General features: G+C 74.6%; 19 protein-coding genes. 10 read left to right on the top strand and 9 right to left on the bottom strand.

Annotated elements, in window-relative coordinates:
• The first annotated feature begins 34 nt into the window (after positions 1-34).
• The 5 genes from ACF9IK_RS17155 to ACF9IK_RS17135 all read left to right on the top strand — a co-directional run bounded on the left by ACF9IK_RS17155 (position 35) and on the right by ACF9IK_RS17135 (position 8775).
• Positions 35-1579 carry a cytochrome ubiquinol oxidase subunit I gene (locus tag ACF9IK_RS17155; protein ID WP_395295070.1) on the top strand — a complete coding sequence of 515 codons (1545 nt, stop codon included), beginning with the start codon at positions 35-37 and terminating at the stop codon, positions 1577-1579.
• Positions 1580-1601: 22 nt separating this feature from the next.
• Positions 1602-2627, top strand: coding sequence for a cytochrome d ubiquinol oxidase subunit II (cydB, locus tag ACF9IK_RS17150; protein ID WP_395295069.1), 1026 nt, complete (start codon positions 1602-1604; stop codon positions 2625-2627).
• Between the two features lie 3 nt (positions 2628-2630).
• Positions 2631-6197, top strand: coding sequence for a thiol reductant ABC exporter subunit CydD (cydD, locus tag ACF9IK_RS17145; RefSeq protein WP_395295068.1), 3567 nt, complete (start codon positions 2631-2633; stop codon positions 6195-6197).
• Between the two features lie 138 nt (positions 6198-6335).
• Positions 6336-8135, top strand: coding sequence for a sensor histidine kinase (locus ACF9IK_RS17140; RefSeq protein WP_395295067.1), 1800 nt, complete (start codon positions 6336-6338; stop codon positions 8133-8135).
• Positions 8136-8475: 340 nt separating this feature from the next.
• Entirely contained in the window at positions 8476-8775 is a 300-nt protein-coding gene (locus ACF9IK_RS17135; protein ID WP_395295066.1) for a hypothetical protein, read from the top strand.
• Positions 8776-9027: 252 nt separating this feature from the next.
• Here ACF9IK_RS17135 and ACF9IK_RS17130 read toward each other — a convergent pair whose 3' ends face one another.
• The 3 genes from ACF9IK_RS17130 to ACF9IK_RS17120 all read right to left on the bottom strand — a co-directional run bounded on the left by ACF9IK_RS17130 (position 9028) and on the right by ACF9IK_RS17120 (position 11456).
• Complete coding sequence (locus tag ACF9IK_RS17130; protein ID WP_395295065.1) at positions 9028-9855, bottom strand: HAD family hydrolase; 828 nt, start codon at positions 9853-9855, stop codon at positions 9028-9030.
• Between the two features lie 70 nt (positions 9856-9925).
• Positions 9926-10906, bottom strand: coding sequence for a hypothetical protein (locus tag ACF9IK_RS17125; protein ID WP_395295064.1), 981 nt, complete (start codon positions 10904-10906; stop codon positions 9926-9928).
• Positions 10907-10985: 79 nt separating this feature from the next.
• The gene (locus ACF9IK_RS17120; RefSeq protein WP_395295063.1) at positions 10986-11456 is read right to left on the bottom strand and encodes a hypothetical protein; all 471 of its coding nucleotides are present in this window, start codon (positions 11454-11456) and stop codon (positions 10986-10988) included.
• A gap of 257 nt (positions 11457-11713) precedes the next feature.
• On the opposite strand from ACF9IK_RS17120, the gene ACF9IK_RS17115 reads away from it, so the two are divergent.
• From ACF9IK_RS17115 to ACF9IK_RS17095, 5 genes are all read left to right on the top strand, one after another.
• Positions 11714-11929, top strand: coding sequence for a hypothetical protein (locus tag ACF9IK_RS17115; RefSeq protein ID WP_395295062.1), 216 nt, complete (start codon positions 11714-11716; stop codon positions 11927-11929).
• Positions 11930-12153: 224 nt separating this feature from the next.
• Complete coding sequence (locus ACF9IK_RS17110) at positions 12154-12456, top strand: hypothetical protein (protein ID WP_395295061.1); 303 nt, start codon at positions 12154-12156, stop codon at positions 12454-12456.
• A 163-nt stretch (positions 12457-12619) separates the two neighbouring features.
• Entirely contained in the window at positions 12620-12802 is a 183-nt protein-coding gene (locus ACF9IK_RS17105) for a hypothetical protein (protein ID WP_395295060.1), read from the top strand.
• Positions 12803-12952: 150 nt separating this feature from the next.
• Positions 12953-15040, top strand: coding sequence for an AfsR/SARP family transcriptional regulator (locus ACF9IK_RS17100; protein ID WP_395295059.1), 2088 nt, complete (start codon positions 12953-12955; stop codon positions 15038-15040).
• A gap of 173 nt (positions 15041-15213) precedes the next feature.
• Positions 15214-16209 (top strand): LuxR C-terminal-related transcriptional regulator, encoded by a 996-nt coding sequence (locus ACF9IK_RS17095; protein WP_395295058.1) that lies wholly within the window; start codon positions 15214-15216, stop codon positions 16207-16209.
• 34 nt (positions 16210-16243) lie between these two features.
• On the opposite strand, the gene ACF9IK_RS17090 is transcribed toward ACF9IK_RS17095, so the two are convergent.
• The 6 genes from ACF9IK_RS17090 to ACF9IK_RS17065 form a co-directional block, all read right to left on the bottom strand.
• Positions 16244-17890, bottom strand: a complete 1647-nt coding sequence (locus ACF9IK_RS17090; RefSeq protein WP_395295057.1) for a DHA2 family efflux MFS transporter permease subunit — start codon at positions 17888-17890, stop codon at positions 16244-16246.
• Between the two features lie 40 nt (positions 17891-17930).
• Positions 17931-19118, bottom strand: a complete 1188-nt coding sequence (locus ACF9IK_RS17085) for a hypothetical protein (protein WP_395295056.1) — start codon at positions 19116-19118, stop codon at positions 17931-17933.
• Positions 19115-19813, bottom strand: coding sequence for a hypothetical protein (locus ACF9IK_RS17080; RefSeq protein WP_395295055.1), 699 nt, complete (start codon positions 19811-19813; stop codon positions 19115-19117). The genes ACF9IK_RS17085 and ACF9IK_RS17080 overlap by 4 nt, the downstream gene beginning before the upstream one ends.
• Positions 19813-22128 carry a beta-ketoacyl synthase N-terminal-like domain-containing protein gene (locus ACF9IK_RS17075; protein WP_395295054.1) on the bottom strand — a complete coding sequence of 772 codons (2316 nt, stop codon included), beginning with the start codon at positions 22126-22128 and terminating at the stop codon, positions 19813-19815. The genes ACF9IK_RS17080 and ACF9IK_RS17075 overlap by 1 nt, the downstream gene beginning before the upstream one ends.
• Positions 22128-23168: an aminomethyl transferase family protein gene (locus ACF9IK_RS17070; protein WP_395295053.1), complete on the bottom strand. Its 1041-nt coding sequence runs from the start codon at positions 23166-23168 to the stop codon at positions 22128-22130. Before ACF9IK_RS17070 ends, ACF9IK_RS17075 begins: the two co-directional genes overlap by 1 nt.
• Before the next feature lie 116 nt (positions 23169-23284).
• Positions 23285-25336, bottom strand: coding sequence for a GNAT family N-acetyltransferase (locus ACF9IK_RS17065; protein WP_395295052.1), 2052 nt, complete (start codon positions 25334-25336; stop codon positions 23285-23287).

Genomic DNA, 25336 nt, shown 5'->3' with positions numbered 1-25336 from the left:
TGACCTTCACCAGGTCGGTTGGAGAGAGGGCGACGTGGAACTGGCAATCGCTCACGAGACCATCGCGCGATGGCAATTCGGCATCACCACCGTCTACCACTTCCTCTTCGTCCCGCTCACCATCAGCCTGGCCGCCGTCGTGGCCGGACTGGAGACCGCCTGGGTGCGGACGGACAAGGAGAAGTACTTCCACGCCACCAAGTTCTGGGGCAAGCTCTTCCTGATCAACATCGCGATGGGCGTCGTCACCGGCATCGTCCAGGAGTTCCAGTTCGGCATGAACTGGTCGGACTACTCCCGGTTCGTCGGCGACGTCTTCGGCGCCCCGCTCGCGATGGAGGCGCTGATCGCCTTCTTCTTCGAATCGACCTTCATCGGCCTGTGGATCTTCGGCTGGGACAAGCTGCCGAAGAAGCTGCACTGCGCCTGCATCTGGATGGTCGCGCTCGGCACGGTGCTCTCCGCCTACTTCATCCTGGCGGCGAACTCCTGGATGCAGCACCCGGTCGGCTACACCGTCGACCCGGCCACCGGGAAGGCGCAGCTCACCGACATCACCCGGGTCCTGTTCCAGGACACCACCGTGACCGTCGTCCTGCACACCCTGACCGCCGCCTTCCTCACCGGCGCCGCCTTCATGGTCGGCATCGCCTCCTTCCACCTCTGGAAGGCCAAGCGCCGGCCCGGCAGCGCGGACCCGAAGAAGGTCGCCGTGATGCGCACCTCGCTCCGGCTCGGCCTCGTCCTGGCGGTCGTCTTCGGCCTGGGCACCGCGGTCAGCGGCGACTCGCTGGCCAAGGTCATGTTCCGCCAGCAGCCGATGAAGATGGCCGCCGCCGAGGCCCTGTGGGACACCCAGGCCCCCGCGCCGTTCTCGGTCTTCGCCGTCGGCGACGTCGGCAAGGGCCACAACTCGGTGGAGCTGGAGGTCCCGGGGATACTCTCCTTCCTCGCCAACAGCGACTTCAGCTCGTCCGTCCCCGGCATCAACGACACGGCCGCCGCCGAGGCCGCCAAGTACGGTGGCGACCCCAAGGACTACATCCCGAGCATCTTCGTGACCTACTGGGGCTTCCGCCTCATGATCGGCTTCGGGATGACCTCCTTCATGGCCGGCCTGGTCGGACTCTGGACCACCCGGAAGAAGTGGTTCCTGGCCCCCGGGTTCCGCACCGGCGACACCGAGGTGCCGCGGCTGATGCTGACCCCGGGCCGCGAGCTCGGCCCCTTCCTCACCAAGTGGAGCTGGCGGATCGGCATCCTCACCATGGGCTTCCCGCTGGTCGCCAACAGCTTCGGCTGGGTCTTCACCGAGATGGGCCGCCAGCCGTGGGCCGTCTTCGGACTGATGACCACCGCGAGCGCCGTCTCGCCGAACGTGGGCGTGGGCACCCAGATCGGCGCGCTGGCCACCTTCACCGCGCTGTACGCCGTCCTCGCCGTCATCGAGGTCCGGCTGCTGGTCAAGTACGCCAAGGCCGGCCCGGTCACGTCCGAGCAGCCGCCGTCCGCGGACCCGTCACTGCGCGGCCCGTCCGCGGACGAAGACGCCGACAAGCCCCTCGCCTTCGCCTACTGACGACGGATAGGACCGATCGACCATGCAACTCCACGACGTCTGGTTCGTCCTGATCGCCGTCCTCTGGATCGGCTACTTCTTCCTGGAGGGCTTCGACTTCGGCATCGGCATCCTCACCAAGCCGCTGGCCCGCGGAACCGCCGAGCGGCGCGTCCTGATCAACACCATCGGCCCGGTCTGGGACGGGAACGAGGTCTGGCTGCTCACCGCCGGCGGCGCCACCTTCGCGGCCTTCCCCGACTGGTACGCGACGCTCTTCAGCGGCTTCTACATCCCGCTGCTGCTGATCCTGGTCTGCCTGATCGTGCGCGGCGTCGCCTTCGAGTACCGGGCCAAGCGCCCGGACCCGCGCTGGCAGCGGAACTGGGAGGAGGCCATCTTCTGGACCTCGCTGATCCCGGCCTTCCTCTGGGGCGTGGCCTTCGCCAACATCGTCCGCGGCGTCGACATCGACGCGCAGAAGAACTACGTCGGCGGCTTCTGGGACCTGCTCAACCCCTACGCCCTGCTGGGCGGTCTGGTCACCCTGAGCCTCTTCACCTTCCACGGCGCGGTCTTCGCCGCGCTCAAGACGGTCGGTGACATCCGGGAGCGGTCCCGGGCCATGGCGCTCCGGCTCGGCCTGGTGACGGCGGTGCTGGCCGCCGTCTTCCTGGTCTGGACCCAGGCCGACAACGGCAACGGCCGGAGCCTGGTGGCGCTGGTGCTGGCCGTGCTCGCGCTGGCCGGCTCGCTGGCGGCCACCCGGCTGGGCCGGGAGGGCTGGGCGTTCGTCCTCTCCGGGGCGACCGTGGTGGCCGCGGTCGCGATGCTCTTCCTCGCGCTCTTCCCGGACGTGATGCCGTCGACCCTGAACGACGGCTGGAGCCTGACGGTGAGCAACGCGGCCTCCTCGCCGTACACGTTGAAGCTGATGACCGTCGTGGCCGCCGTCTTCACCCCGCTGGTGCTGCTCTACCAGGGCTGGACGTACTGGGTGTTCCGCCGGCGGATCGGCGTCCACCACATCCCCGGGCACGCCCCGGCCGCCGCGGCCGACCAGGGCTGAGCCGTGAAGCCGGTCGACCCCCGCCTGCTCGGGTACGCGCGCACCACCAGGGCCTTCCTCGCCGGATCGGTGCTGCTCGGCACCGTGAACGCGGCCCTGGTGGTCGCCCAGGCGAGCCTGATCGCCGAGATCGTGGTCCGCGGCTTCCAGCAGCGGGCCGCGCTCGGCGAGCTCACCACCCCGCTGGTGCTGCTGGCGCTGACGGCGGTGGGGCGCGGGCTGGTCGGCTGGCTCACCGAGCTCGTCGCCCACCGGTCGGTCGCCCGGGTGAAGTCCACCCTGCGGCGCCGGCTGCTCGACCACGCCACCGCGCTCGGCCCGGCCTACCTGGCGGGCCGGCGCACCGGCGAGCTCGCCACCCTCGCCACCCGCGGCGTCGACGCGCTGGACGACTACTTCGCCCGGTACCTGCCGCAGCTGGCGCTCGCGGTGGTCGTCCCGGTCGTCGTCCTGCTGCGGATCCTCGGCGCCGACCTCGCCTCCGCCGCGATCATCGCCGGGACGCTCCCGCTGATCCCGCTCTTCATGGTGCTGATCGGGATGGCCACCCAGTCCCGGATGGACCGGCAGTGGGCCACCCTCTCCCGGCTCTCGCACCACTTCCTGGACGTGGTCGCCGGGCTGCCGACGCTCAAGGTCTTCAACCGGGCCCGGGCCCAGGCCGCGACCGTCGCCCGGATCACCGCCGACTACCGCCGGGCCACCCTGCGCACCCTGCGGATCGCCTTCATCTCCTCGTTCGCGCTGGAGCTGCTCTCCACGCTCTCGGTGGCGCTGGTCGCCGTCTCGATCGGCTTCCGGCTGGTGGACGGCACGCTGGACCTGGAGACCGGACTGCTGATCCTGATCCTGGCGCCCGAGGTCTACTTCCCGATCCGCCAGGTCGGCGCGCTCTACCACTCCAGTGTCGAGGGGCTGACGGCGGCCGACGAGCTCTTCCGGGTGCTGGAGACCCCGCTTCCGGAGGCCGGCACCGTGCCGGCGCCCGACCCGGCGGGCGCCACCGTGGAGGCCGTCGGCCTGACCGTCGCCTTCCCCGGCCGGGCCGCGCCCGCGCTGGCCGGCGCCGGCCTGACGCTCCGCCCCGGGGAGGCGGTCGCGCTCACCGGACCGAGCGGGGCCGGCAAGTCCACCCTGCTCGGCGTCCTGCTCGGGCTCACCGCGCCGGACGCCGGCACCGTCAGGATCACCGCGGCCGACGGCCGGACGTACGACCTGGCCGAGCTGGAGCCGGACGGCTGGCGGTCCCGGATCGCCTGGGTGCCGCAGCACCCGCACCTGTTCGCCGGGACGGTCGCCGACAACGTCCGGCTCTACCGGCCGGACGCCGGCGAGGCGGAGCTGCGTGCGGCGCTGCGGGCCGCGCACGCGCTCGACTTCGTGCAGGGGCTGCCGCAGGGCCCCGAGACCGTGCTCGGCGAGGACGGCGCCGGGCTCTCGGCCGGCCAGCGGCAGCGGCTGGCGCTGGCCCGGGTGCTGCTCGCCGACGACCGGCCGCTGGTGCTGCTGGACGAGCCGACCGCCAACCTGGACGGCGAGTCGGAGGCGGCCGTGGTGGCGGCCGTCCGGGCGCTGGCGGCCGACCCGGGGCGGACCGTGCTGCTGGTCGCGCACCGGCCCGCACTGCTCGCGGTCGCCGACCGGCAGGTACGGCTGGAGGCGCCGGACGCCGCCGGGCCGGAGGCGGCCGGCGGTGCGCTGCCGGGCGGTGCGCCGCCGGTGCCCGTCCACAGCGGGCGGCCGGTGCCCGCCCCGGCGGACGCCGACGTCGCCCCGGCGGACGGGCCGGCCGGGGAGCACGGGGTGAAGCCCCGGCTGGCGCTCTCGGTACTGCTCGGCGCACTCGCCCTGGGGTGCGCGGTCGCGCTGATGGCCACCTCCGGCTACCTGATCTCCCGGGCCTCCGAGATGCCGCCGGTCCTCCACCTGATGATGGCCGTCACCTCGGTGCGCGCCTTCGGTATCGGGCGGAGCGTCTTCCGCTACGCCGAACGGCTGGTCTCGCACGACGCCGTGCTGCGCAGCCTCGGCACCGTCCGGGCCGCCGTCCACCGCCGGCTCACCGTGCTCGCCCCGGCCGGGCTGCCCGCCTTCCGGCGCGGCGACCTGCTCTCCCGGCTGGTCGCCGACGTCGACGCGGTGCAGGACCACTACCTGCGCTGGCGGCTGCCGGTCGCCGTGGCCGCGGTGGTGTCGCTGGGCTCCGCGGTCGCGCTGGGCGCCTTCCTGCCGGCCGCCGGGCTGGTGCTCGGCGTCGGCCTGCTGCTCGCCGGGGCGGCGGTGCCCGCGCTGACCGGGCGCTGGTCGGCCGGCGCCGAGCGGCGGCAGGCCCCGGCCCGGGGCCGGCTGGCCACCGCCGTGGTCGACACCTTCACCGGGACGGCCGAGCTCGCCGTCGCCGGGGCGCTGCCCCGCCGGCTGGCCGCCGTGCGCGCCGCCGACGCCGCGCTCACCGGGCTGGCCGCCCGTTCGGCGGCCACCGCGGCGCTCGGCACCGGCCTGATCACCTTGCTCACCGGGCTGACCGTGACCGCCGCCGCGGCGGTCGGCGTCCAGGGTGTGCACGGCGGCGCGCTGGCCCCGGTCTGCCTGGCAGTGGTGGTGCTCACCCCGCTGGCCGCCTTCGAGGCCGTCACCGGGATGCCGCTCGCCGTCCAGGCCCGCCGCCGCAGCCGGGCCGCCGCCGCGCGCCTCGACGAGGTGCTGAACGCGCCCGCGCCGGTCGCCGAACCGGCCGAGCCGGCGGCGCTGCCCGAGCAGCCGCTGCCGATCGCGGTGCGCGGTCTGACCGTTCGGCACCCGGGGCAGCCGGTGGACGCGCTGGCCGGCGTCGACCTCGACCTCGCCCCGGGGCGGCGGATCGCCGTCGTCGGGCCGTCCGGCTCCGGCAAGACCACGCTCGCCCAGGCCCTGCTGCGCTTCCTCGACCCGGTGGCGGGGAGCATCACGCTCGCCGCCGGCCGTCCACAGGCTGTGGACAGCCGAGAGCTGGCCGGGGACGACGTCCGCCGGGTGATCGGACTCTGCGCGCAGGACGCCCACGTCTTCGACAGCTCGCTGCGGGAGAACCTGCGTCTGGCCCGGCCCGGCGCCGACGAGGCGCAGCTGCGCGCCGCGCTGGCCGCCGCCCGGCTGCTGGACTGGACCGACACCCTCCCGGCGGGGCTGGACACCATGGTCGGCGAGCACGGCGCCCGGCTCTCCGGCGGCCAGCGCCGGCGGCTCGCACTGGCCCGGGCCCTGCTGGCCGACTTCCCGGTGCTGGTGCTGGACGAGCCGGCCGAGCACCTCGACCTGCCGACGGCCGACGCGCTCACCGCCGACCTGCTGGCCGCCACGGCCGGCCGGACCACCGTCCTGATCACCCACCGGCTGGCCGGTCTGGACGACGCCACGGTCGACGAGGTGCTGGTCCTGGACGGCGGCCGGGTGGTCGAGCGCGGCCGGTGGTCCGCGCTGGTCGCGGAGCCGGGCGGCCGGCTGCGGGTGATGTGGGAGCGCGAGCGGGAGGCGGACGGGTCCGTGCCGGCCGGTGCGGGGGAGGGGGCGCCGGTGCCGGCCGCGCGCTGAGCCCGACCGGCGGCACCGCTCCGGTCGCGCCGTCCGCCGCCCTCCGCCCGTCCGCTCCGCCCGTCCGCTCCGCCCGTCCGCTCCGCCCGTCCGCTCCGCCACCCTTCGGTCGAAAACCGTACAAACTACGCTCGTCTCATGGACCCCACGCCCGACCCGCCCGACGCCGCTCCGGACCCGGCTCCCCATCGGGTGCCCGAGATCTCCTCGCTCGGGCTGGACACTCTGGTCACCGAGGTGGCGGAGCGGCTGCAGTCCGCGGCCGCCGTGACCGACCGGATGCAGCGGCTGCTGGAGGCCGTGGTCTCGGTCGGCGCCGGGCTCGACCTGCACGCCACGCTGCACCGGATCGCCTCGGGTGCGGCCGAGCTGGTCGACGCCCGGTACGCCGCCCTCGGGGTGATCGCGCCGGGCGGCCACGGCCTGGCCGACTTCGTCCACGTCGGGGTCGACGACGGGACCGCCGCCCGGATCGGCGAGCTGCCGGCCGGCCGGGGCATCCTCGGCGCGCTGATCGACCGGCCCGAGCCGCTGCGGCTCACCGAGCTCGGTGCCGACCCGCGCTCCTCCGGGTTCCCGTCACACCACCCGCAGATGCGCACCTTCCTCGGCGAGCCGATCCGGATCCGCGACGAGGTGTTCGGCAACCTCTACCTCACCGAGAAGAAGGGCGGCGGCGCCTTCACTCCCGAGGACGAGCAGGTGGTGCACGCGCTCGCCGCCGCGGCCGGCGTCGCGATCGAGAACTCCCGGCTCTACGAGGAGGGCCGGCGCCGTGAGCGCTGGATCGCCGGCGCGGCGGCCGTCACCACGGCACTGCTCTCCACCGACGGCGCGCAGGTCGCCCTGACCATCGCGGCGGAGCAGGTCCGGGAGCTGGCGGACGCCGCGCTCGGCATGATCCTGCTGCCGACCGGCGAGGGGGACGGGCAGATGCGGGTGGCCCACGCCTCCGGGGAGGCGGCCGAGTTCGTCCGGGGCGAGCTGCTGCCGAAGGACAGCTTCGCCGCACGGCTGCTGCAGGGCGAGAGCGTCCACCTCGACGACATGTCCAGCGACCCGACGGTGGTGATGCGGCTGGCGCGCAGCTTCGGTCCGTCGATGGCGGTGCCGATGGTCGCCGCCGGGCGGGTGCTGGGCGGGCTCAGCGTCTGGCGTGCGCGAGGCGCGGTGGCGTTCACCGGCGCGGAGAAGCAGCTCGCCGAGACCTTCGCCTCCCAGGCCGCGCTGGCCCTCCGGCTGGCCGAGGGGCAGCGGGACCAGCAGCGGCTGGCCGTCTTCCAGGACCGCGACCGGATCGCCCGGGACCTCCACGACCTGGTGATCCAGCGGCTGTTCGCGACCGGGATGATGCTGGAGAGCGCGGCCCGGCGCGCCGTCGTGCCCGAGACCAAGGTCAGCATCGGCAAGGCGGTGGACGAGCTGGACGCCACCATCCAGGAGGTCCGCACCACCATCTACGCCCTCCAGCACGACAACCACGGCGATGCGCCGGACACCCTGCGGACCAGGGTGCTGCGCGAGGGCAGCCAGGCCGCGGCAGCGCTCGGCTTCAAGCCCTCGGTGACCTTCATCGGCCCGGTCGAGAGCATGGTCGGAGAGAAGACCGGCCGCCAGCTCCTGGCCGCGCTGAGGGAGATGCTCTCCAACACGGCCCGGCACGCGCGGGCCTCGCGGGTCGGTGTGGAGGTCGACGCGACCGTCCACCTGGACGACGCGGGCCACCCGGTCGGCGGCGACCCGGAGTCGCTGGACCGCGGTGGCCGGCCGGGAGTGCTGCTCACCGTGACGGACGACGGCGTCGGCATACCGCCGGACGGCCGGCGCAGCGGGCTGAGCAACCTGACCCGGCGCGCGGAGGTGCTCGGCGGCGACGCCTGGCACGAGCCGGGGCCGTACGGGAAGGGCACGACGGTGCGCTGGACGGCCCGGCTCTGAGCCGGTCGGGCGGCCCCGCGGCCCCTGGCGCTCGCACGTTTCCGAACGGAAAGTGCTGGAGCGGGGTGCAAGTGGGGGGTGGGTGGTGCGCGGCCGGTGCATGCTGAACGAGGGAGAACTTCGCGGCCAACGGAGCAAGTTGTGCGTTTCCCGCCCTTCCGGCGCGCTCGTGTGCACACATAGCTTTGCTCCCGTCTCGGAGAGGTACCGGACTGGGGGGACAGTGGACGCGTCGGGCCGCGGTCGCGCCGCAGCAGGGGCAGGTCGAGGGGGGTTCCGGGCCGAACGGTCGCCGGACGGGCGCTACCGCTGGCAGCTCAAGGCGCCCAACGGCCGCGTGGTGGCGGTCACTCCGGCCGCGTTCGAGACGGCCGTCGAGGCCGAGCGAGGCTTCGAGGGCCTGCGCGTCGGCGCCGACACCCTGGTCGCCCGGATCACGCACGTCCGGGACGGCATCGGCTGGATCTGGGTCGTCCCCGGCTCGCACACCCTCCCGGAGGTGCGCTCCAGTCGCGCGTACGAGCGGTACGCGACCTGCCAGAACGCCTTCCGGCGGTTCGTGGTGCTGCTGGTGAAGCAGCCGGCTCTCGAACTCCCGCTCCGCAAAGCGCCTTTGAGGCGATCCGATGCCGCCCGATGAGCGGCGGGTTCGGTCTGCCGATCCTCCCGGCCGCCGACCGCTGCGTCGGCCGGACCTTGCGCGCCGCGAACGGCCGCCAGCGCGGGTCCCGCAGTCCTGCGCGTTCTTCCTGGCCGCCCACGGCACCCCGGGCCGGATCGTCGAGGCCGGGCCGACCGGGAAGCTCTTCGGCGCCCCGCGCGGGCAGCGGACCGCGGACTACGCCAACGGCCGCTTCGGGTGGGCCGGGCTGCGGCTGGGGCGGCTCCGGGGTCAGACACGCCCCAGGAGCCGCTCCAGCACCGCCGCGACGCCGTCCTGCTCGTTGCTCACGGTGTGCAGCGGCACCGCCGCCAGCACCTGCGGGTGCGCGTTGGCCACGGCGTACGCGGTGCCGGCCCAGGCCAGCATCTCCAGGTCGTTCGGCATGTCGCCGAAGGCCACCACGTCGTTCCGGTCGATCCCGCGCTCGGCGCACCAGCGGGCCAGCGTGCTGGCCTTGGTGACGCCGGGCGCGCTGATCTCCAGCAGCGGGACCGGTGCCGAGCGGGTGATCTCGGCCAGGTGGCCGGCCACCGCGCGCGCCTCGGTGAGCAGCTTGTCCGGGTCGAGGTCCGGGTGTTTGGCCAGCAGCTTGAACAGCCCCTTCACCGGTCCGCCGGTGCCGAGCAGCTCCTCCGCCGGGCCGACCGGGTGGCTCTCGTCCTCGCCCCACATCCGCAGCTCGTACCCGGGTTCGCGGGCGAACCCGGCCGGGTACTCGAAGGCGAACGCGGTACCGGGCAGCTTCGCCCGCAGCGCCGCCACCACGGCGAGCGCGGCCTCGGCCCCGAGCGGGGAGGACTCCAGCAGCTCGCCGCGCCGCACGTCCACCACCGCGCCGCCGTTGGAGCAGATCGCCACGCCGTGGCCGCCGATGTGCGCGCTCACCTGCTGCATCCAGCGCGGCGGCCGGCCGGTCACGAACACCACCTGGACGCCGGCCGCCTCGGCTGCCGCGAGGGCCGCGGCGGTTCGGGCGCTGACGGTGCCGCCGGCGCAGAGCAGGGTGCCGTCCAGGTCGGTGGCGATCAGGCGGGGGGCGGTGCGGGGTGTGGTCACCGGACCATCTTCGCCTACCGCCGCCGGGAGGTCACCGCCCCGGCGGCGGCCTCCCGGCGGGGCGGTGACCTCAGCCGACGTCGAGGGTCAGGCCCACGGTGTGCAGCTGCCCGCCGGTCTGGAACTGGAGGAACAGCCGCCAGTCGCCGCTCGCCGGCAGCTCGGCGTGGAACGGCAGGGTCGGGCCGCCGGTGGCGCCCGCCGCGGCCTTGGCCTCGGGGTGCAGGTGGGCGAAGGCCTGGTCCCCGGCGCGGAAGGCGGTCAGGTGGGCGAAGGTCTCCAGGTACGGCTGCAGGTCGGTGACCGGCTTGCCGTCCTTGCTGACGGTGACCTTCAGCTCGCCCGCCTTCGCGGCGACCGGGGTGCCCTCGACGGAGACGGTGTAGCCGTCGACGGTGGCCGTGCCGGTGGCGGCGGGCAGCTCCGCGACGGCGGCCGCGCCCTCGCCGGGGACGGTCACCGTCCGGCTGAGCACCAGACCGGTGCCCCGGTCGGGGCCGCTGTCCGGCACGAAGGAGGCGTAGAGCCGCCAGCTGCCGGCGGTGAGGGCCGCCAGCGGGGCCGTCCAGGTGCCGTCGGCGGCCATCTCGGGGTGCAGGTGCTGGAAGCCGGTGAGGTCGGAGCGGATCGCGTAGAAGTGCATCCGCTTGGTCTGGTCGGGTTCGAAGGCGGTCAGCGGCCTGCCGTCCGGGCCGGTGACGGTGAACCGGTACTCGGTGGGCGCGCCGGCAGGCAGCGAGTCGGTGGCCGAGGTCAGGCGGTAGCCGTTCCGTTCGGCCGCCAGGCCGGGGGCGTCCGCCGCGGTGGCGGCGTCGGCACCGGGCATCCGGTGGCCCTGGTGTCCGCCGGCGGGAGTGGCGGACGCCGTGCCGGCGGCGCCGGTGGCCGTGGCGGTGGCGCCGGCCGCGCCGTGGTCCGGGCCGCCCGTCGCGTCGGATCCGCAGGCGGTGAGGGTGAGTGCGAGGACGGCGGACCCGGCGGCGAGCGCCAGCGAGCGGTTGCGGGTGCGCCTGGTCGGGGTGGCGTCGGTGGTGCGGGTGGTGTGGGACATCGGGTCGGTTCTCTTCCGGTGTGTTCGGGCAGGACGCGGCGCGCACGGGCCTCGTTCGGGGAGGTCCGTGCGGGCCCGGTCACGTCCGTGCGACGCACACCCGGAGCAGGAGTCGGCGGCCGGCCGCCGGCGGCGCCCGCGGTCCGTCGGTCCGCCGCCGGTACGGCACGCCGGGGGCGGCGAACAGGGCCGCGGCCGGGGCGAGGGCCCGTGCGGCGGGCGGGGCCAGCCCGGCGGCGTCCCGGTCCCGGGCCGACACGCAGGACACGGCCCGCTGCTCGCCGTCTGCGGTCCGCGGGCCGTCCGGGCGCGCGCCCCGGGTCGTGGGCGGTGCGGCGGCGTGCGGCGGGCCGCCCCGGTCGGCGGTGTGGTGCGGCGCTCCCTGAAGAGTGGAGGCGGGCGCGGGGGAGGCCGGTTCGTGACAGCCGCCCGCCGACGTCGGCGAACCGTGCATCAGGAACAGTCCGGCCAGCAGGGCACAGACGGCCAGCAGCCGGGCGGTCGTCCGCCCGCCGCCACGCCCGTCGCTCCACCGTCCGCCTGTCGTCACGGGGGAGACAATACCCCTGGCAGGTATGTAGTCCTCGTAAGTTTCGGCCCCCGGTCCACCGCTTTCCGGCCGATTCCCCCTGGTGGCGGATCCCGCAGGGCGCGGCTGGGCAGGAGGGCTGGGGGGGGGGGGGGGGGGGGGGGGGGGGGGGGGGGGGGGGGGGGGGGGGGGGGGGGGGGGGGGTCTTTCGGATCACGCCGGCCCGGCGTGATCCGAAAGACACGCCCCCAGCGGCCACCCCGACGGCAGGAAGAGCCATGCCACCTCGCCAGCTCCAGGTCCGCCCGCTCCGGGACGGGTGTTCTCCGACCACCCCGCCGACCACCCCGACCACCCCGAGCACCCGGGTCGCCTCGCGCGAGCCGGTACTGATCGGCGACATCCTCTTCGGGGCACTCGCCGAGCTCGCCGGCCGCAGCACCGCGGAAGCGCCCCCGGCCTTCCCCGGCCAGCGCACCCGCGCCCACCCGTAAGGCCTGTCCCGAAGCCTCGCCGGGCCCGTTCGACCGCGTCCGGGCCGGGCGGCCGCTTCCGTCCGCTCCGCCCCGACCTGCGGGAACGCCGCCGGCCACCGGATCGCCCCGGCCGGTTCACACTGCTTTGCCGCGGTATTCCCCGGCTAGACGCTTTATGCCATGGCATAAAGCGTCTAGCCGGGCAGGGTCGGGTACCGAATTCCGGCGCTGAAGATGGAAGTATGTACCTCATACACGTGCGCATCCGGGTTCCTGGCGGATCGACAGGCCCGGCCGGCCTGGCCGGAATCATCGGTTCCTTCGCGGAGGACCGGGACCGGCTCGAACACGTCTCCGTGCACCGGCCCCTCCCGGGGGAGGTCACGGTCGGCTTCTTCAGCCTGGCCGAGAGCCTGGCCGAGGCCGAGGAGAGCGCCGCCCGGGTGGTCGGACGGGCCGTGTCCGACCACCCCGACCTGGCCGGTTTCGCCGTCGGGCCGGTCGGCGCGGCGCTGGTGCCGGGCCCCTGGTGGGACCCGTCCTGAACGGGCGGGGGTGGACGGCTTAGGACAGTGCATGTTCCGTCCAGACGCCATCTGTTCCCTCCGGCCCGGCCGTCGAGCACAGTGGAGATGTCGGCGGGAACGAGCGCCGCGCAGGAGCCCGGGGAGAGCCCGGGAAAGTCGAGAAACCATTCGGGAGAAATCCATGCTGGCCACCCGTGTCTCCAAGTTCGCCGCTCTCGCGCTCATCGCTTTCGGCGGAATCACGATTCAGGCGGCCGTTTCGGAATCCGCGTTCGGCGCCTCCGGCGAGATCACCACCGCGGCGGCGGACGTGAGGATCGCCCAGGGCACCGACCACCTGGACGACGTCACCTGGGGCTCCTGATCCCGAGGACGCGGCGGACGCGGCGGACGGAACGCCGCGCGGTGCGATGAACGACCGGCAGAGATGCCGACGGCCGGATGTCACGGAATGAACCGGCAGTTCCTGGAACAGGCACTGTGATTCGGGCGATGCACGACGGGGGCGAAGACGATGGAATTCCTGGTGCTGGGTGCGCTGGAGGCGCGCCGGGCGGGCGAGCCGGTGGACGTCCGGGGCATGCGGCAGCAGCGGCTGCTGGCCCTGCTGCTGCTCAACGCCAACCGGGTGGTTCCGGTGGACGTGCTGGTGGACGAGCTGTGGGAGGACCCGCCGCTGTCGGCCCGTCCGCAGGTGCACAACGCGATCCGCGACCTGCGCCGCATCCTGTCGGGTGCCCATGAGTGCCGACTGGTCACCGTCGACGTCGGCTACCGCCTGGTCGTCCCGGAGGGCGCCCTCGACGCACACGACTTCACCAGCCGGGTCCGCGAGGCCCGGACGGCCGAGCGGGAGGGCCGGCTCCCCGAGACGATCCGGCTGCTTCAGTCCGCGGTGGACCTGTGGCGCGGCGACGCCTTCGCCGGCATCCACTGCCCCGCCGTCACCGGTGCCGCCGTCAAGCTCAACGAGCAGCGGCTGACCGCCACCGAGGACCTCATGGCGCTGCGCCTGAAGGTCGGTGAATCCAGCTCGCTGGTAGGCGAGTTGCACGCACTGCTGGCCGAGTACCCGCTGCGCGACTCGCTCCGCGGCAGCCTGATGACGGCCCTGTGCCGCAGCGGACGGCAGGCCGACGCGCTCGCCGTCTACGACGAGGGCAGACGCTTCCTCGCGAACGAGCTCGGTCTGGAGCCGAGCCCCCGACTCCGGGAGCTGCAGGCGGAGATCCTCGCCGACGCCCCGGGCATCCACGGCGCCGCCGTCCGCACCGCCGGCCTCGACGGCTCCCGCGTCCGTGCCTCCGGGGCCCGTGCCGCGGATGCGGTTCCCGCCCTCACCGGCGCCGCCGCCGAGGCGGGTTCCCGGTCCGCGCCGTCGCCGGGCTCCCCCGGCCCGGACGACCAGCGCGGGCTGTCCGCGGCCCCGGCGGCCCCGGCGGCCGCTGCCGGCCGCCGCCGGAACTACCTGCCGCACGACCTCACCGACTTCACCGGCCGCACCGCCGAACTGGCCGCCGTGCTGGGCGCGGTGGCCGAGGCGCCGGCCGGTTCCCCGCTGATGGTCGCGGTCGACGGCATGGGAGGGGTGGGCAAGACGACCCTGGCCGTGCACGTCGCCCACCGGGTCACGCCGGACTACCCGGACGGCCAGTACTTCGTGGGCCTGCACGGCTTCAGCGAGTCGCGGCCGCCGCTGCCGCCCGAGCAGGCGCTCGGCGCGCTGCTGCTGGCCGCCGGCGTCCCGGCGAAGGCGATCCCCGACAACCTGGAGGAGCGCAGCGCCCTGTGGCGGTCCACGCTGGCCGGCCGGCGCTGCCTGGTGGTCCTCGACGACGCGGCGGACACCGCCCAGGTCAGGCCGCTGCTGCCGGGCACCGGCGGCACGCTGGTACTGGTGACCAGCAGACGCAAGCTCACCGCCCTGGACGGCGCGCTGCCGGTCTGCCTGGACGTACTGCCGCCCGCGGACGCGGCGGCCCTGTTCGGCCGGATCGTCGGCGAGCAGCGTGCGGGCCGGGAACCGGCGGAGGTCGCCGAGGCGGTCGACCTCTGCGGGTACCTGCCGCTCGCGGTCCGGATCGCCGCGACCAGACTGCGCGACCGCCCGACGTGGGCGGTCGCCGACCTCGTGGACCGGCTCTCCACCACACCGCAGCGGGCGCGCTGCCTGCAGACCGCCGAGCGGGACCTGATGGCGATGCTGCGGGCCTCGTACCAGCACCTGGACCGGGAACAGCGGCGGTTCAGCCGGCTGATCAGCCTGCACCCGTCCCCGTCCTTCGACATCGACCACGCCGCCGCCGTGACCGGCCTGCCCGCCGACGAGGTCGAGTGCTACGTCGACGTGCTCTTCGAGAACAACCTCGTCCGGCTGGACGCGCCGGCCCGGTTCTCGTTCCACCGCCTGATCAGGGACTGCACCCGCGACCTGCTCGTCGATTGCGCTGCGGCCGGCTTCGTTCCCGAGGGGTTGGTTCCCGAGGGGTTGGTTCCCGAGGGGTTGGATCCCGACGGGTTCACCGCCGAGGGCCGGGCGCTCGACGTCCTCGTGCCGGAGGCCGAACCGGTCGGCCGGCTGGTCTCGCTCGACGCCGCCTAGCCTCGGGCCTTCGGCCCCCGGTCCCGCTCCTCCCCCGCCGATCGGCCCCCGCCGGTCGGCCGGGCCTGCTGCCCGGACACCTTTCCGGAACGTTCGAGTCAGTGGCCGTCTACCCAAGGTCAGTAAGCTCCCCATAAACAAGCAGATAGCGCTGATCGAGGGGGATCGCATCAATGCTGGATGTTTTGGGGCTTGACGCCGAATCGGAGGCCGTCTACCGCGGGATGCTCGGGAACCCGCAGAGCGGTGTCGCCGCGCTCGCGGCCGGGTTGGGTATGACCGAAGGGAGACTCCGCAACTGCCTGGACAGACTCAGCGAACTCGCGCTGATCCAGCCCTCGGCGCGGGAGGGCATAGGTTTCCGGGCGATCGGCCCGGAGACCGCGATGGAGGTCCTGCTGGCCCGTCAGCAGGCGGAACTGGCGGCCCAGCAGATGCGGGTCGAGGCCTCCCGGGCGGCGGCGGCCCAGTTGATCGCCGAGTGCTCGGCGCTGCGGCCGGCGGCCACCGACGCCGAGTCGGAGCAGCTGATCGGACCGGAGTCGATCCGCGAGCGCCTGGCGGACCTGGCCGGTTCGGCGCGGACCGAGGTCGCCACCTTCGCCCCGGGCGGCGCCCACGCCGAGGAGGACCTGCGGGCCAGCCGGGCGCCCAACGCCGCGCTGCTGGAGCGCGGGGTGCAGATGCGGACCGTCTACCTGGACAGTGTCCGCAACCACCGGCCGACGCTGGACCACGTCACCTGGCTGAACTGCCACGGCGGGCAGGTCCGCACCGTGCCGGACCTGCCGATCCGGATGATCATCTTCGACCAGCGCCAGGCGGTGCTGCCGATCGACACGGAGGACGCCCGGGCCGGCGCGGTGGTGCTGCACGGGGCCGGGACGGTCGCAGCGCTGTGCGCCCTGTTCGAGAGCGTCTGGAACGTCGCGATCCCGGTCGGTGACACCCCGAAGTGCGACGCCAAGGGCATGCCGCCGCAGGAGCACGCCGTCCTCAAGATGCTCGCCCAGGGCTACACCGACGAGGCCATCGCCAAACGCATGGGCGTCTCGCCGCGCACGGCCCGGCGCTTCGCCGCCAACCTGATGGAGAAGCTGGACGCCCGGAGCCGGTTCGAGGCCGGGGTGCACGCCGTCCAGGACGGCTGGCTCCCCGCCACACGCTGACTCCGGGCATCGAGACGCCTACGGGCAGCAGGCGTCACACGACCGGCCCGCTCTGGCGCGCCTCGCGGCGGTCCGCCGCGAGCAGCGCCAGGGCGGGCAGCAGGGTGAGGGCGTAGACGCCGAGCAGCCAGCCGAACGAGTGGGCGAAGGCGCCCGGCACCAGGCCGTGGCGCTCCTGCGCGGCCTGCTCCAGCACCACCGTGACCACGGCGATGGCCAGCGCGCCGCCGATCCGCTGGGTCAGGTTGAGCTGGGAAGAGGCGTCCGGGATGGACTCCTGACGGATCGACTGGAACGCCCGGGTCATGGTCGGCACGATGGTCAGCCCCGTGCCCAGGCCGCGGACGACCAGGCTGGCGCAGAGCAGCAGGTAGGAGGTGTCGCCCGAGAGCGTGGTGAGCGGCACGGTGGCGAGCATGGTCAGCGTGATGCCGATGACGACGGTCGCGCCGCCGCCCAGCTTCTTGAGCAGGACGCGGGAGAGCCAGGCCGCGGTGACCACGCCGAGGCCGCCGGTGGACATCAGCAACCCGGTGGTCACGGCGGTCTCGCCGCGGGCGCTCTGGAAGTACAGCGGGATGAGCATCATCGGCGAGTAGAGGACGAAGCCGAGGCAGAAGACGTTGACCACGGCCGTCGCGTAGACGCGGTTGCGGAACAGCCGCAGGTCGAGCAACGGGAAGCGGGCGCGCAGCTCGCGGACGACGAAGACGGCGCCGCTCAGCACGGCGAGGCCCAGTGGTGCCAGCAGGTCGATGCTCGCCCGTACGCCCTGGTCGGCGAACTCGTGGATGGCCAGCACCGTGCAGACCGTGCAGGTCGCGGAGGAGAGCAGGCCCACCACGTCGAGCGGCTTGGCGATCCGCTCGGCGGGCGCGTCCTTCTTCACCCAGCGCAGGGTGACCGCGAACAGCGCCGCGCAGAGCGGGATGTTGATCAGGTAGACCGCCGACCAGCCGCCGGCCTCGACCAGGAGGCCGCCGATGGTCGGGCCCAGCAGCGGGCTGATCAGCATCACGCTGCCGTTCAGCGCCTGGACCCGGCCCAGGTGCTCGCGCGGGACGCCGCGGGTGAGCAGGATCGTCGACACCGGGGTGAGCACGCCGGCGGCGGCGCCGGACAGGCCGCGGGCGGCGACCAGCTCGGTGAGGGTCTGGCTGAAGGCGCAGCCCGCCGAACCGAGGGCGAAGACGGCGGTCGCCGCGGCGAAGACGCGCTTCACGCCGAAGCGGGTGGCCAGCCAGCCGGTGGCCGGCATGACGGCGGCGAGGGCGATCAGGTAGGCGGTGACCACCCACTGGACCTGGTTGATCCCGCCGAACCGGGCGGTGGTGTCCTCGATCGACACGTTCACGATGGTGGTGTCGAGCAGGGCGAGGAAGCCGCCGGTGATGGCGGCGGCCATGGTCAGGAGGGCGGAGGCGGACGGCCCGGACTGCTCGCCGCCGGCCGCCGGGGCCTGCTCGCCGGCGGTCTCGGAACCGGTCCCGGGCTCGGCCGCGGGCTCGGTCGCGGTCGCGGTCCCGGGTGCGAGGTCCTTCCCGCCCGCGGGCCCGGTGTCGCCCGCGGGCGCGGAGTCGGTGTCCGGTACGACCGGCGCGGCGTCCACGGCGTCCACCACGGCCTCCGCCTCCGGCGGGCTCGGCGCTTCCTCGGTGCTCAGCTTGGTTGTCGTCGGCATGTTCGAACGTCCTTCATCGTCAACAGGGGGTCGAGCCGCGTCAGTCCGCGTCGACGAGGCCGCGCTCGACCTCGTCGAGGACCGCCTCGGCCGCCTCGGCTGCGCCGGGACGGTTGCGGCAGGAGAGGGTCAGTTCGGTCCGGTCGCCGATCTGGCAGGTGCTGAGGAACATCTCGGCGTAGGGCACGAGCATCGGCAGGGTGAAGTACTCGGTGGGACGGAACCGGTCGGTGCGGTAGAGCTCGGTGTCGATCCGGCCGTGGTCGGTCAGGATCGCCGTGCAGGGGAACCGGCTGCCGTCCAGCTCCCGGGCCTCGCGGAGCGAGTTGGCGAACGGGTTGCTGCGCAGGAAGTCCCGGTCCAGCACGGCGACTTCGCGCTTGCGCAGCATGGCGCCGAGCAGCTGGCCGTGCAGCCGGTTCCAGCGGTCGTTCCGGTGCAGGTCGAGGACCAGCTGGGAGGTCAGGTTGGCGGTGGAGCGCACCGAGCGGTCGTGCCGGCGCAGGTCCACCGGGACGATCAGGCGGCCCGACTCGGTGCCCAGGCGGCGGGAGACGGCGGCGGCGACCCGGGCGGTGACCGCGGACGGGCAGGCCGGTACGGAGCGGCGGAGCCAGAGCGGGGTGCCGTCGGCGGGGCCGTGGCCGAGGACGGCGGGGAAACCCTCGACCCGGGCGGGCGCGGGGGCGGCCGGCACGGTGCCGGCGGCGGCGCGGAAGTGCGCGTCGTCGACGGTGTCCGCGGCGCCGACCGGCTCCTCGCCGCGCAGCACCCGGAACACGTCCTCGATCCAGTTCCGCAGCCCCCGGCCGTCGGTGACGATGTGGCTGGCCCGGAACACCAGCCGGGTCATCACCGGCCCCTCGGCCAGGCCGACCTCGCAGACGGGGCCGGCCACGACGTCGAGGTCGCGGTGGAAGAACGGGTGGTCGAAGCCGGCGGCGGCCGGCAGCCCGACCACCGGTGGAACGGAGCCGTCGGCGCGCCAGGCGGCGCCGCGGCGGCGGACCGCGAGGCCGGGGGCGGCCAGGGTGGCGGCCCGGACCGCTGCGCGGAGCTCGTCCGGCCCGATCCGGCCCTCGCCCCCGATCACCATCTGGATCAGCTGGGGCGTCCCGGTGGCGGCGGCGTTCAGGTAACCGCGCTCGATCTGCGAGATCCGGCGGCTGTACGGGCGGGTGGCGGCCGACGCGGCCGGGGTCTCGGTCGCCGTCGCGGTCGGGCTCATGCTGCGGGCTCCAGGGTCAGGGCGTCCGTACGGACGGCGGGCTCGGTGGGGCGGGACTGCCACCACCACCGCACCGGGGCGGCCGCATCGGTGGCGAGCGCCAGGTGCAGACCGCGGCCGAGGCCGGCCGACCGCACCAGGTAGCCGGTGTTGGTCGGGCGCCAGCCCGGCCGCCAGGCGGGCAGCCGGACGCCGGCGAAGGTCTCCTTGCGGATGTGCGAGGCCTTGATCAGCGCCTCGCACTCGGCGAAGTCGCGCATCGTGGCGGGCTGCCCGGCCGGCTTGCCGAGCAGGTCGCCGAGCCACTGCATGGCGTGCGGGCGGTCGCGGTGGTCCTGCAGGTCCACGCCCACCCGCGGGCCGGTGGCGAGGGCGACGGTGCTGTACTCGGCGCAGTGCGCCACCGAGGCGGTCAGGCCGAGCGCCGGCAGGCTCCACCGCCGGTGCTCGTCCCGGGCGAGGTCCCGTGGGGTGACGGTGCACCCGTACAGCCGGGCGACCGCCTCGGTGATCAGCCACCGGCCGGCGTCGTTCAGCCGGTGGCCCATCCGGTCCCGCGGCAGGTGCGGGTGGCGGGTGACGAGGCAGTCGATCACCGCCCCGCCGATCACCGTCCCGCCGACCCGGTCCTCCCCCGCCGCGGCGGCCCGCGGCGCCGCGCCCGTGAGCGCAGCGTCCATCAGCGCCGTGCCCATCAGGACCTCGCGTCGAGCACTGCCGCGGCGTAGCTGCCGCCGTAGGCGAAGCTGGACAGCAGCAGCCGTCCCTGCGGTGCCCCGCCGCCGAGCGCGGCCACCAGGCCGAGCGCACCGGCGCTGCCGTAGGTCTCGCCGAGCAGCGCCTTGGGCGCCACGGTGGGGCGGTCGGCCAGTCCGGACAGCAGGAGCGCCCGGGCCTGCGCGACGTCGACCAGGCTGTAGCCGGACGCGGCCGACACCACGGTGTCGATCTCCTCCGGGGCCGTCCCGGCCTCGGCCATCGCGCCGCGCAGCGCGCGGGCCCAGGCCTCGCCGTCGCGGCCGATCCGGCCGATGCCCACCGACTCGCCCGAGGCGCCGAAGCCCTTGACCGAGGCCAGGACGTCCGCACCGCGGCCGGCGGCCGACTCCGCGCTCTCCAGCAGGATCGCGGCGGCGCCCTCGCTGAGCACCATCCCGCTCCGGCCGCCCGGGACCACCTGCGCGGTCCGCGCGTAGCCGGGCAGTCGGGCCTGGGTGGCCAGGGCCTGCTCGGGGAACTCGTCCGCGACCACGACCATGATCCGGTCGGCGGCGCCGCGGGCGATGACCCGGGCCGCGAGCTGGAGCGCCAGGACCGAGCTGGTGCCGCCGTTGGCGATGGTCGCCGTGTAGCCGCGGTACCGGTGCAGCATCGCGACGTGGCCGGCCGCGGCGTTCACCACGGTGTTGGCGAACATCGACGGGTTGGCACCGGTGATGCCCTGCTGCAGGACGCCCTTGTGGAACTGGAGCACGGAGGTCACCGGGCCGTAGCCGGTGGCGAAGACGATGCCGGTGTTCTCGGCCTCGGACCGCGAGGGCTTGCCGTGCCGCTCGTAGAGGTCGCCGACCGCGGCGGCGGCCAGCAGACCCAGCGGGTCCATCCGGCGGGCCCGGCTCGGGTTGAGCTTGCGGGACGCGGACCGGACGTCCACCCGGCCGATCGGCAGCTCGCCGATGCCCTCGACGTGCTCCAGGTCGGAGAAGCCGGGCCGGCCCTCCGCCAGTGCGGCGGTGAGTTCGGCGGTGTTGCCGGCCGAGCCGGCCAGGCCCGCCACGCCGGTGACCACGACGTCGTGCACCGCCGAGGTGCGCCGCGGGGCCCTGGCCGCCCGGCCGGGCTTGTTCAGCACCACCGTGGCGTTGTTGCCGCCGAAGGCGAACGAGTTGGAGGCGACGACCTCCAGCTCGGCCGGGCGGCCGGTGTCGGGGACGATGTCCAGCCCGAACGGGGAGGGCACGCCCCGGGTGTTGACGGTCGGCGGGATGGTCCCGCGGTCGATCGCCAGCGTGCTGACGATCGCCTCGACCGCCCCGGCGGCGCCGAGGGTGTGACCCAGCATCGACTTGGTGGAGCTGGCCGGCGGGACGTCGGAGCCGAAGAGCAGCTTGACCGCCTTGGGCTCGGAGACGTCGTTGGCCGGGGTGCCGGTGCCGTGCAGGTTGACGTAGTCGACGTCCTCGGGGCCGAGGCCGGCGGTGGCCAGGGCCTGCGCCATGGCGGCCGCGGCGCCCTTGCCGCTCGGGTCCGGCGCGGTCTGGTGGTAGCCGTCGCAGGAGAGGCCGTAGCCGCCCAGTTCGGCCAGGGCGCGGGCGCCGCGCTCGGCCGCCCGGTCCGCCGATTCGAGGACCATGAACCCGGCCCCCTCGCCGAGGGTCAGCCCGGTGGAGGCCGACATCGGCGCGCAGGGCTCGGGGTCGAGGGCGCCGAGGGCACTGAACCCGTAGGCCGAGAGCTCGGCCAGCGGGTCGACGCCGCCGCAGATCACGTGGTCGACCTCGCCCTTCCAGAGCAGCTCCGCCGCGTACCCGAGCGCCACCGCGCTGGCGGCGCAGGCGTTGGAGAGCACGATCCGGGGGCCGCGGAGGTCGAACTCGGCCGCGATGTAGTCGCCCACGCAGGGCAGCTGGGAGGCGGCGGCCTGGACGGCGTCGAGCCGGCCCTCGCGGACCAGGTCCCGGTGGACGCTCTCCAGCGTCGGCATCGCGCCGAGGCTGGAGCCGACCACCACGGCGACCCGGTCCCGGTCGACCGTGTCCAGGTCGAGCCCGCTGGTGCGCAGGGCCTCCCGGATCGCGGTGGCGGCCAGGGCGTAGCAGCGGTCGAGATCGGCCGGCTGCTCGCTGGTGACCATGCCGGCCCACTCGGTGAGCAGCTCGCTGGTGTCGAACAGGGTGTTGGTCTTGATGCCCGAGATTCCCTGGGAGATGGACGACCAGCTCTTCTCGCTGTCGTCCCCGGCCCCGGTGATCAGCCCCAGGCCGGTGAGGGCGATACGCGGCGTGGTCATCAGGAGATCCTCGTGGTGAGCGAACGGGCGATGACGCGGGGCAGGGTGACGGTGCGCAGCGGGGTCTCGGCGCCGTCCTCGGCGGTGCCGGCCAGTTCGAGACCGGGGACCCAGAACGGGGCCTCCAGGAGGGCGAAGACCAGCTCCTCGTCCGGGTTGGCGGACGGGGCCTGCCAGAGCACGGTGCCGATGCGGTGCTCGCCGGCCTTCACCTCGGTGCCGGCGGCGAAGCGGGCGTCCGCGGGGGCGGCCAGGGCGGTCAGCCGGGCCAGCTCGGTGGTGGGCTTGACCAGCTCCTCCGAGCCGGTGAACTCGCCGATCCGGTTCCAGTCGACCATCCAGGCGAGGTCCGCCTCGTGGACCGGCAGGCCGGCGAAGCCGGCCGCGTAGACGGCCATGCCGGCCTCGGCCTGGACGCGGGCCAGGCCCTCCGGGCCGACCTCGGCGCCGCCCTTCCCGGCCACCGCGGCGAGCACGGACTCGTGGGCGGCCTCGGGGGCGTTCGAGAGCAGCAGGTAGCCGTACTCGCCGGTGGTGCCCACCCGGGCCAGGTGGGCCAGGGCGGTCGGGTCGGACGGCACCGAGGACTCGGTGACGCCGTGCAGGGTCAGGCCGGAGATGTCGAAGTCGACGAACTCCGCGGCCACCGACCAGGCCTGCGGGCCCTCGAAGGCGCTGGCGCCCCAGCCCTCGGGCTCGACCTCGACGGTGACGTCCTCGGGGGCGTCCAGCGCGTCGAGGTAGCCGCGCAGCGCCTCGGGGGTGACCGGGGTGCGCGGCAGCAGCCAGGAGTCGTCGCCGATCTCGAAGTGCAGGACGATCGCGAACGGGGTCCCGTCGGCGTTCAGGGCGAGGGCCTCGCGGACGGTGTCCGGCTCGACGTACTCGCTCGACTTGGCCAGGAACTGGTCGAGCAGGGTGTAGCGGTCGCCGCCGGAGACCCGGACCAGCGGGGCGGTGATCCGGTAGGCACCGGTGGCGGTGCGAACGGTGGTGTAGTCGTCCTGCGCGGTGCGCGGCACGGCAACGGTCGTGGTCATGATGGATCGGGTCCTTTCCCGGGTGACGGTGCGCGGTGTCTGTGCGGTGCTTGCGGTGTCTGTGCGGTGCGGTGCTTGTGATGCTGTGCGGGGTGCGGTGCCGGTGCCGCGGTGGGTCAGAGGACCGGCTCGCGGTGCACGGCCAGCTGCCAGGAGGCCTCGGCGCCGTGCGGCCCGGCGGCCGCGACGCAGCCGATGAGCAGGCCGGAGGCGGTGGTGCGCAGGACGACCTCCGCCTCGCCGGCCCCCTCGCCGGCGGGCCGGCAGTCGAGCCAGCTGCCGTCGGCCAGCCGGACCGCGGCGGCCGCGGCCCAGACCTGGCGGAACCCCGACGAGTCCAGCTCCCGGCGGGCGCCGGCCGAGTCGAGCACCACGGTGGTGCGGGACGGCGTGTTCGGGGTGATCCAGAGGACGATCTCCTCCTCGGCCCCGGGGGCCCGGACGTCGACCCGGACCGGCTCGGCGGCCGACTCCGGCGCGGTGACCTCCCAGCTGATCCGCTCGTGCGGGGCGGCCAGGCCGAAGGGGTGCTTCTGCTCCCACTCGCCGGCCGTCGGGACGCCCCAGCCGAGGCCGGTGGCGCGGCTGGACCGGCTGTGTTCGCGGGTCACCCACATCCCGGCCGACCAGCGCGGGTTGCAGCCGAAGGCGCGGGTGCGGGGGTGGGGGCTGCGCAGGACCTTGGTGCCGCCCTCCGTCCACGAGGTGACCCCCGCGGCGGCGGCCTGCACCTTGAGCGTCCGGGCGCCGGCGACGGGCTGCGGCGCCGCGGTGGAGCGGGCCGCGGGCCGGGCGCCGGTGCCGGGGCCGGCACGGAAGACGGTGCGCAGCCGGGCCACGCCGTCCTCGTCCTGCTCCAGGTGCCGTTCGACCAGCCCGGCGTGGATCAGCCGGACCGGTCGGGTGACCGGCAGTTCGATCCGGGTTGGGCCGTCGCTCCAGACCAGCTCGCTGCCGACCGGGGCGACCTCTGCGGCGGCGACCACCTCGGAGGCGTCGCGGACGCCGATCCCGGTGCCGAGCAGGTGCTCGGCGGCGGTGCCGTCCGCCGGGTCGGTGCGGGCGAAGGTGCCCTGCCGCAGCCCGATGGTCTGGAAGATCCGGCCGGGCCGGCGGGTGAAGGTGAAGTCCTGGCCGAGCACACCCCCGTCGAGGGTGATGGTGCCGACGACCTCGTCCTCCCCGGACCGCTCGGTGACCCGGACCCCGTGCTCGACCGGGACGACGTCCAGGTCGCGCGGCTGGCCCTCGCGCCAGCCCGCCGACCGGTCCGCCTCGCAGCTGGGCCAGGTGGAGACGAGCAGCGGCCCGTGGTGCCCGGCGGCGGTGACGGTCACCGTGCCGTCGCCGCCGTCCACCTCGCAGGCCAGGCCGCCGGACTCGAAGCGGTGCGGCGGGACCTGCCGGGCGGTCTTCACCCGGTACGGCGGCTCGGCGATCCGCAGCGGCCGGTCGGTGCCGTCGGGGGCGGTGAGCCGCGCGTCGAGCATCAGCCCGCGGTCCACGTCGATGCTCGCGTCGATCCGGTACTCGCCGAGGGCCAGAGCGTAGGCGATGGTGCGGACGCCGTCCACCACCCGGACGTCGGAACGGAGTTCGTCGTCCCGGCCGCCGGCGACGTTGGCGAAGCTGCTGAGTCCGCCCAGGGCGGCGACGGCCTCGGGGTCGAGGTCGGCGAAGACGCTCCGGAGGATCAGCGGGATGTAGTTGTGCAGCTCGACGTTGCCGTCCTCACCGGGCACGGTCTCGCCGACGGAGACGCAGCCGACCCGGCGGTACAGCCGGAAGGCCACGGCGTTGGCCGGGTTGACGGTCAGTCGGAGCACGAGGCAGCCGCACTTCATCATCCACTCGACCGCCTCGGTGAACAACCGTCCGGTGATCACGCCGTTGCGGTAGGCGGGGGCGACGAAGAACATGTCCGCGATGAGCTCGCCGGCCCGCGCGGACCGCCGCCCGGTGCTGTGGAACAGCCCGAACGTGCCCACCACCCGCCCGTCGTCGACGGCCACCAGGAACGTCGCCGTGTCGCGCTCGGTCAGCTCGCGCTCCAGCTCGTCGCCGCCGATCCCGCCGGCCACCGGGTTGGGGTTGTCGCGGTGACGGTTGTAGAGCTCGGCGATGTCGTGCGCGTCGCCCTCCTGGTACGGGCGGATCGTGATGGACAT

Origin of the sequence: Kitasatospora hibisci, assembly GCF_043950205.1 — a bacterium.
Lineage (GTDB): Bacteria > Actinomycetota > Actinomycetes > Streptomycetales > Streptomycetaceae > Kitasatospora > Kitasatospora hibisci.
The sequence above is the reverse complement of the archived record's forward strand: the minus strand, read 5'-3'. Positions and strand labels throughout refer to the sequence as shown.

What these genes read in the sequence shown, in the direction of transcription:
- cydB (WP_395295069.1), top strand. Translation starts at nt 1,602, where the DNA reads ATGCAACTCCACGACGTCTGGTTCGTCCTGATCGCCGTCCTCTGGATC.
- ACF9IK_RS17140 (WP_395295067.1), top strand. Translation starts at nt 6,336, where the DNA reads ATGGACCCCACGCCCGACCCGCCCGACGCCGCTCCGGACCCGGCTCCC.
- ACF9IK_RS17125 (WP_395295064.1), bottom strand. Translation starts at nt 10,906, where the DNA reads ATGTCCCACACCACCCGCACCACCGACGCCACCCCGACCAGGCGCACC.
- ACF9IK_RS17115 (WP_395295062.1), top strand. Translation starts at nt 11,714, where the DNA reads ATGCCACCTCGCCAGCTCCAGGTCCGCCCGCTCCGGGACGGGTGTTCT.
- ACF9IK_RS17110 (WP_395295061.1), top strand. Translation starts at nt 12,154, where the DNA reads ATGTACCTCATACACGTGCGCATCCGGGTTCCTGGCGGATCGACAGGC.
- ACF9IK_RS17105 (WP_395295060.1), top strand. Translation starts at nt 12,620, where the DNA reads ATGCTGGCCACCCGTGTCTCCAAGTTCGCCGCTCTCGCGCTCATCGCT.
- ACF9IK_RS17100 (WP_395295059.1), top strand. Translation starts at nt 12,953, where the DNA reads ATGGAATTCCTGGTGCTGGGTGCGCTGGAGGCGCGCCGGGCGGGCGAG.
- ACF9IK_RS17095 (WP_395295058.1), top strand. Translation starts at nt 15,214, where the DNA reads ATGCTGGATGTTTTGGGGCTTGACGCCGAATCGGAGGCCGTCTACCGC.
- ACF9IK_RS17090 (WP_395295057.1), bottom strand. Translation starts at nt 17,890, where the DNA reads ATGCCGACGACAACCAAGCTGAGCACCGAGGAAGCGCCGAGCCCGCCG.
- ACF9IK_RS17085 (WP_395295056.1), bottom strand. Translation starts at nt 19,118, where the DNA reads ATGAGCCCGACCGCGACGGCGACCGAGACCCCGGCCGCGTCGGCCGCC.
- ACF9IK_RS17080 (WP_395295055.1), bottom strand. Translation starts at nt 19,813, where the DNA reads ATGGGCACGGCGCTGATGGACGCTGCGCTCACGGGCGCGGCGCCGCGG.
- ACF9IK_RS17075 (WP_395295054.1), bottom strand. Translation starts at nt 22,128, where the DNA reads ATGACCACGCCGCGTATCGCCCTCACCGGCCTGGGGCTGATCACCGGG.
- ACF9IK_RS17070 (WP_395295053.1), bottom strand. Translation starts at nt 23,168, where the DNA reads ATGACCACGACCGTTGCCGTGCCGCGCACCGCGCAGGACGACTACACC.
- ACF9IK_RS17065 (WP_395295052.1), bottom strand. Translation starts at nt 25,336, where the DNA reads ATGTCCATCACGATCCGCCCGTACCAGGAGGGCGACGCGCACGACATC.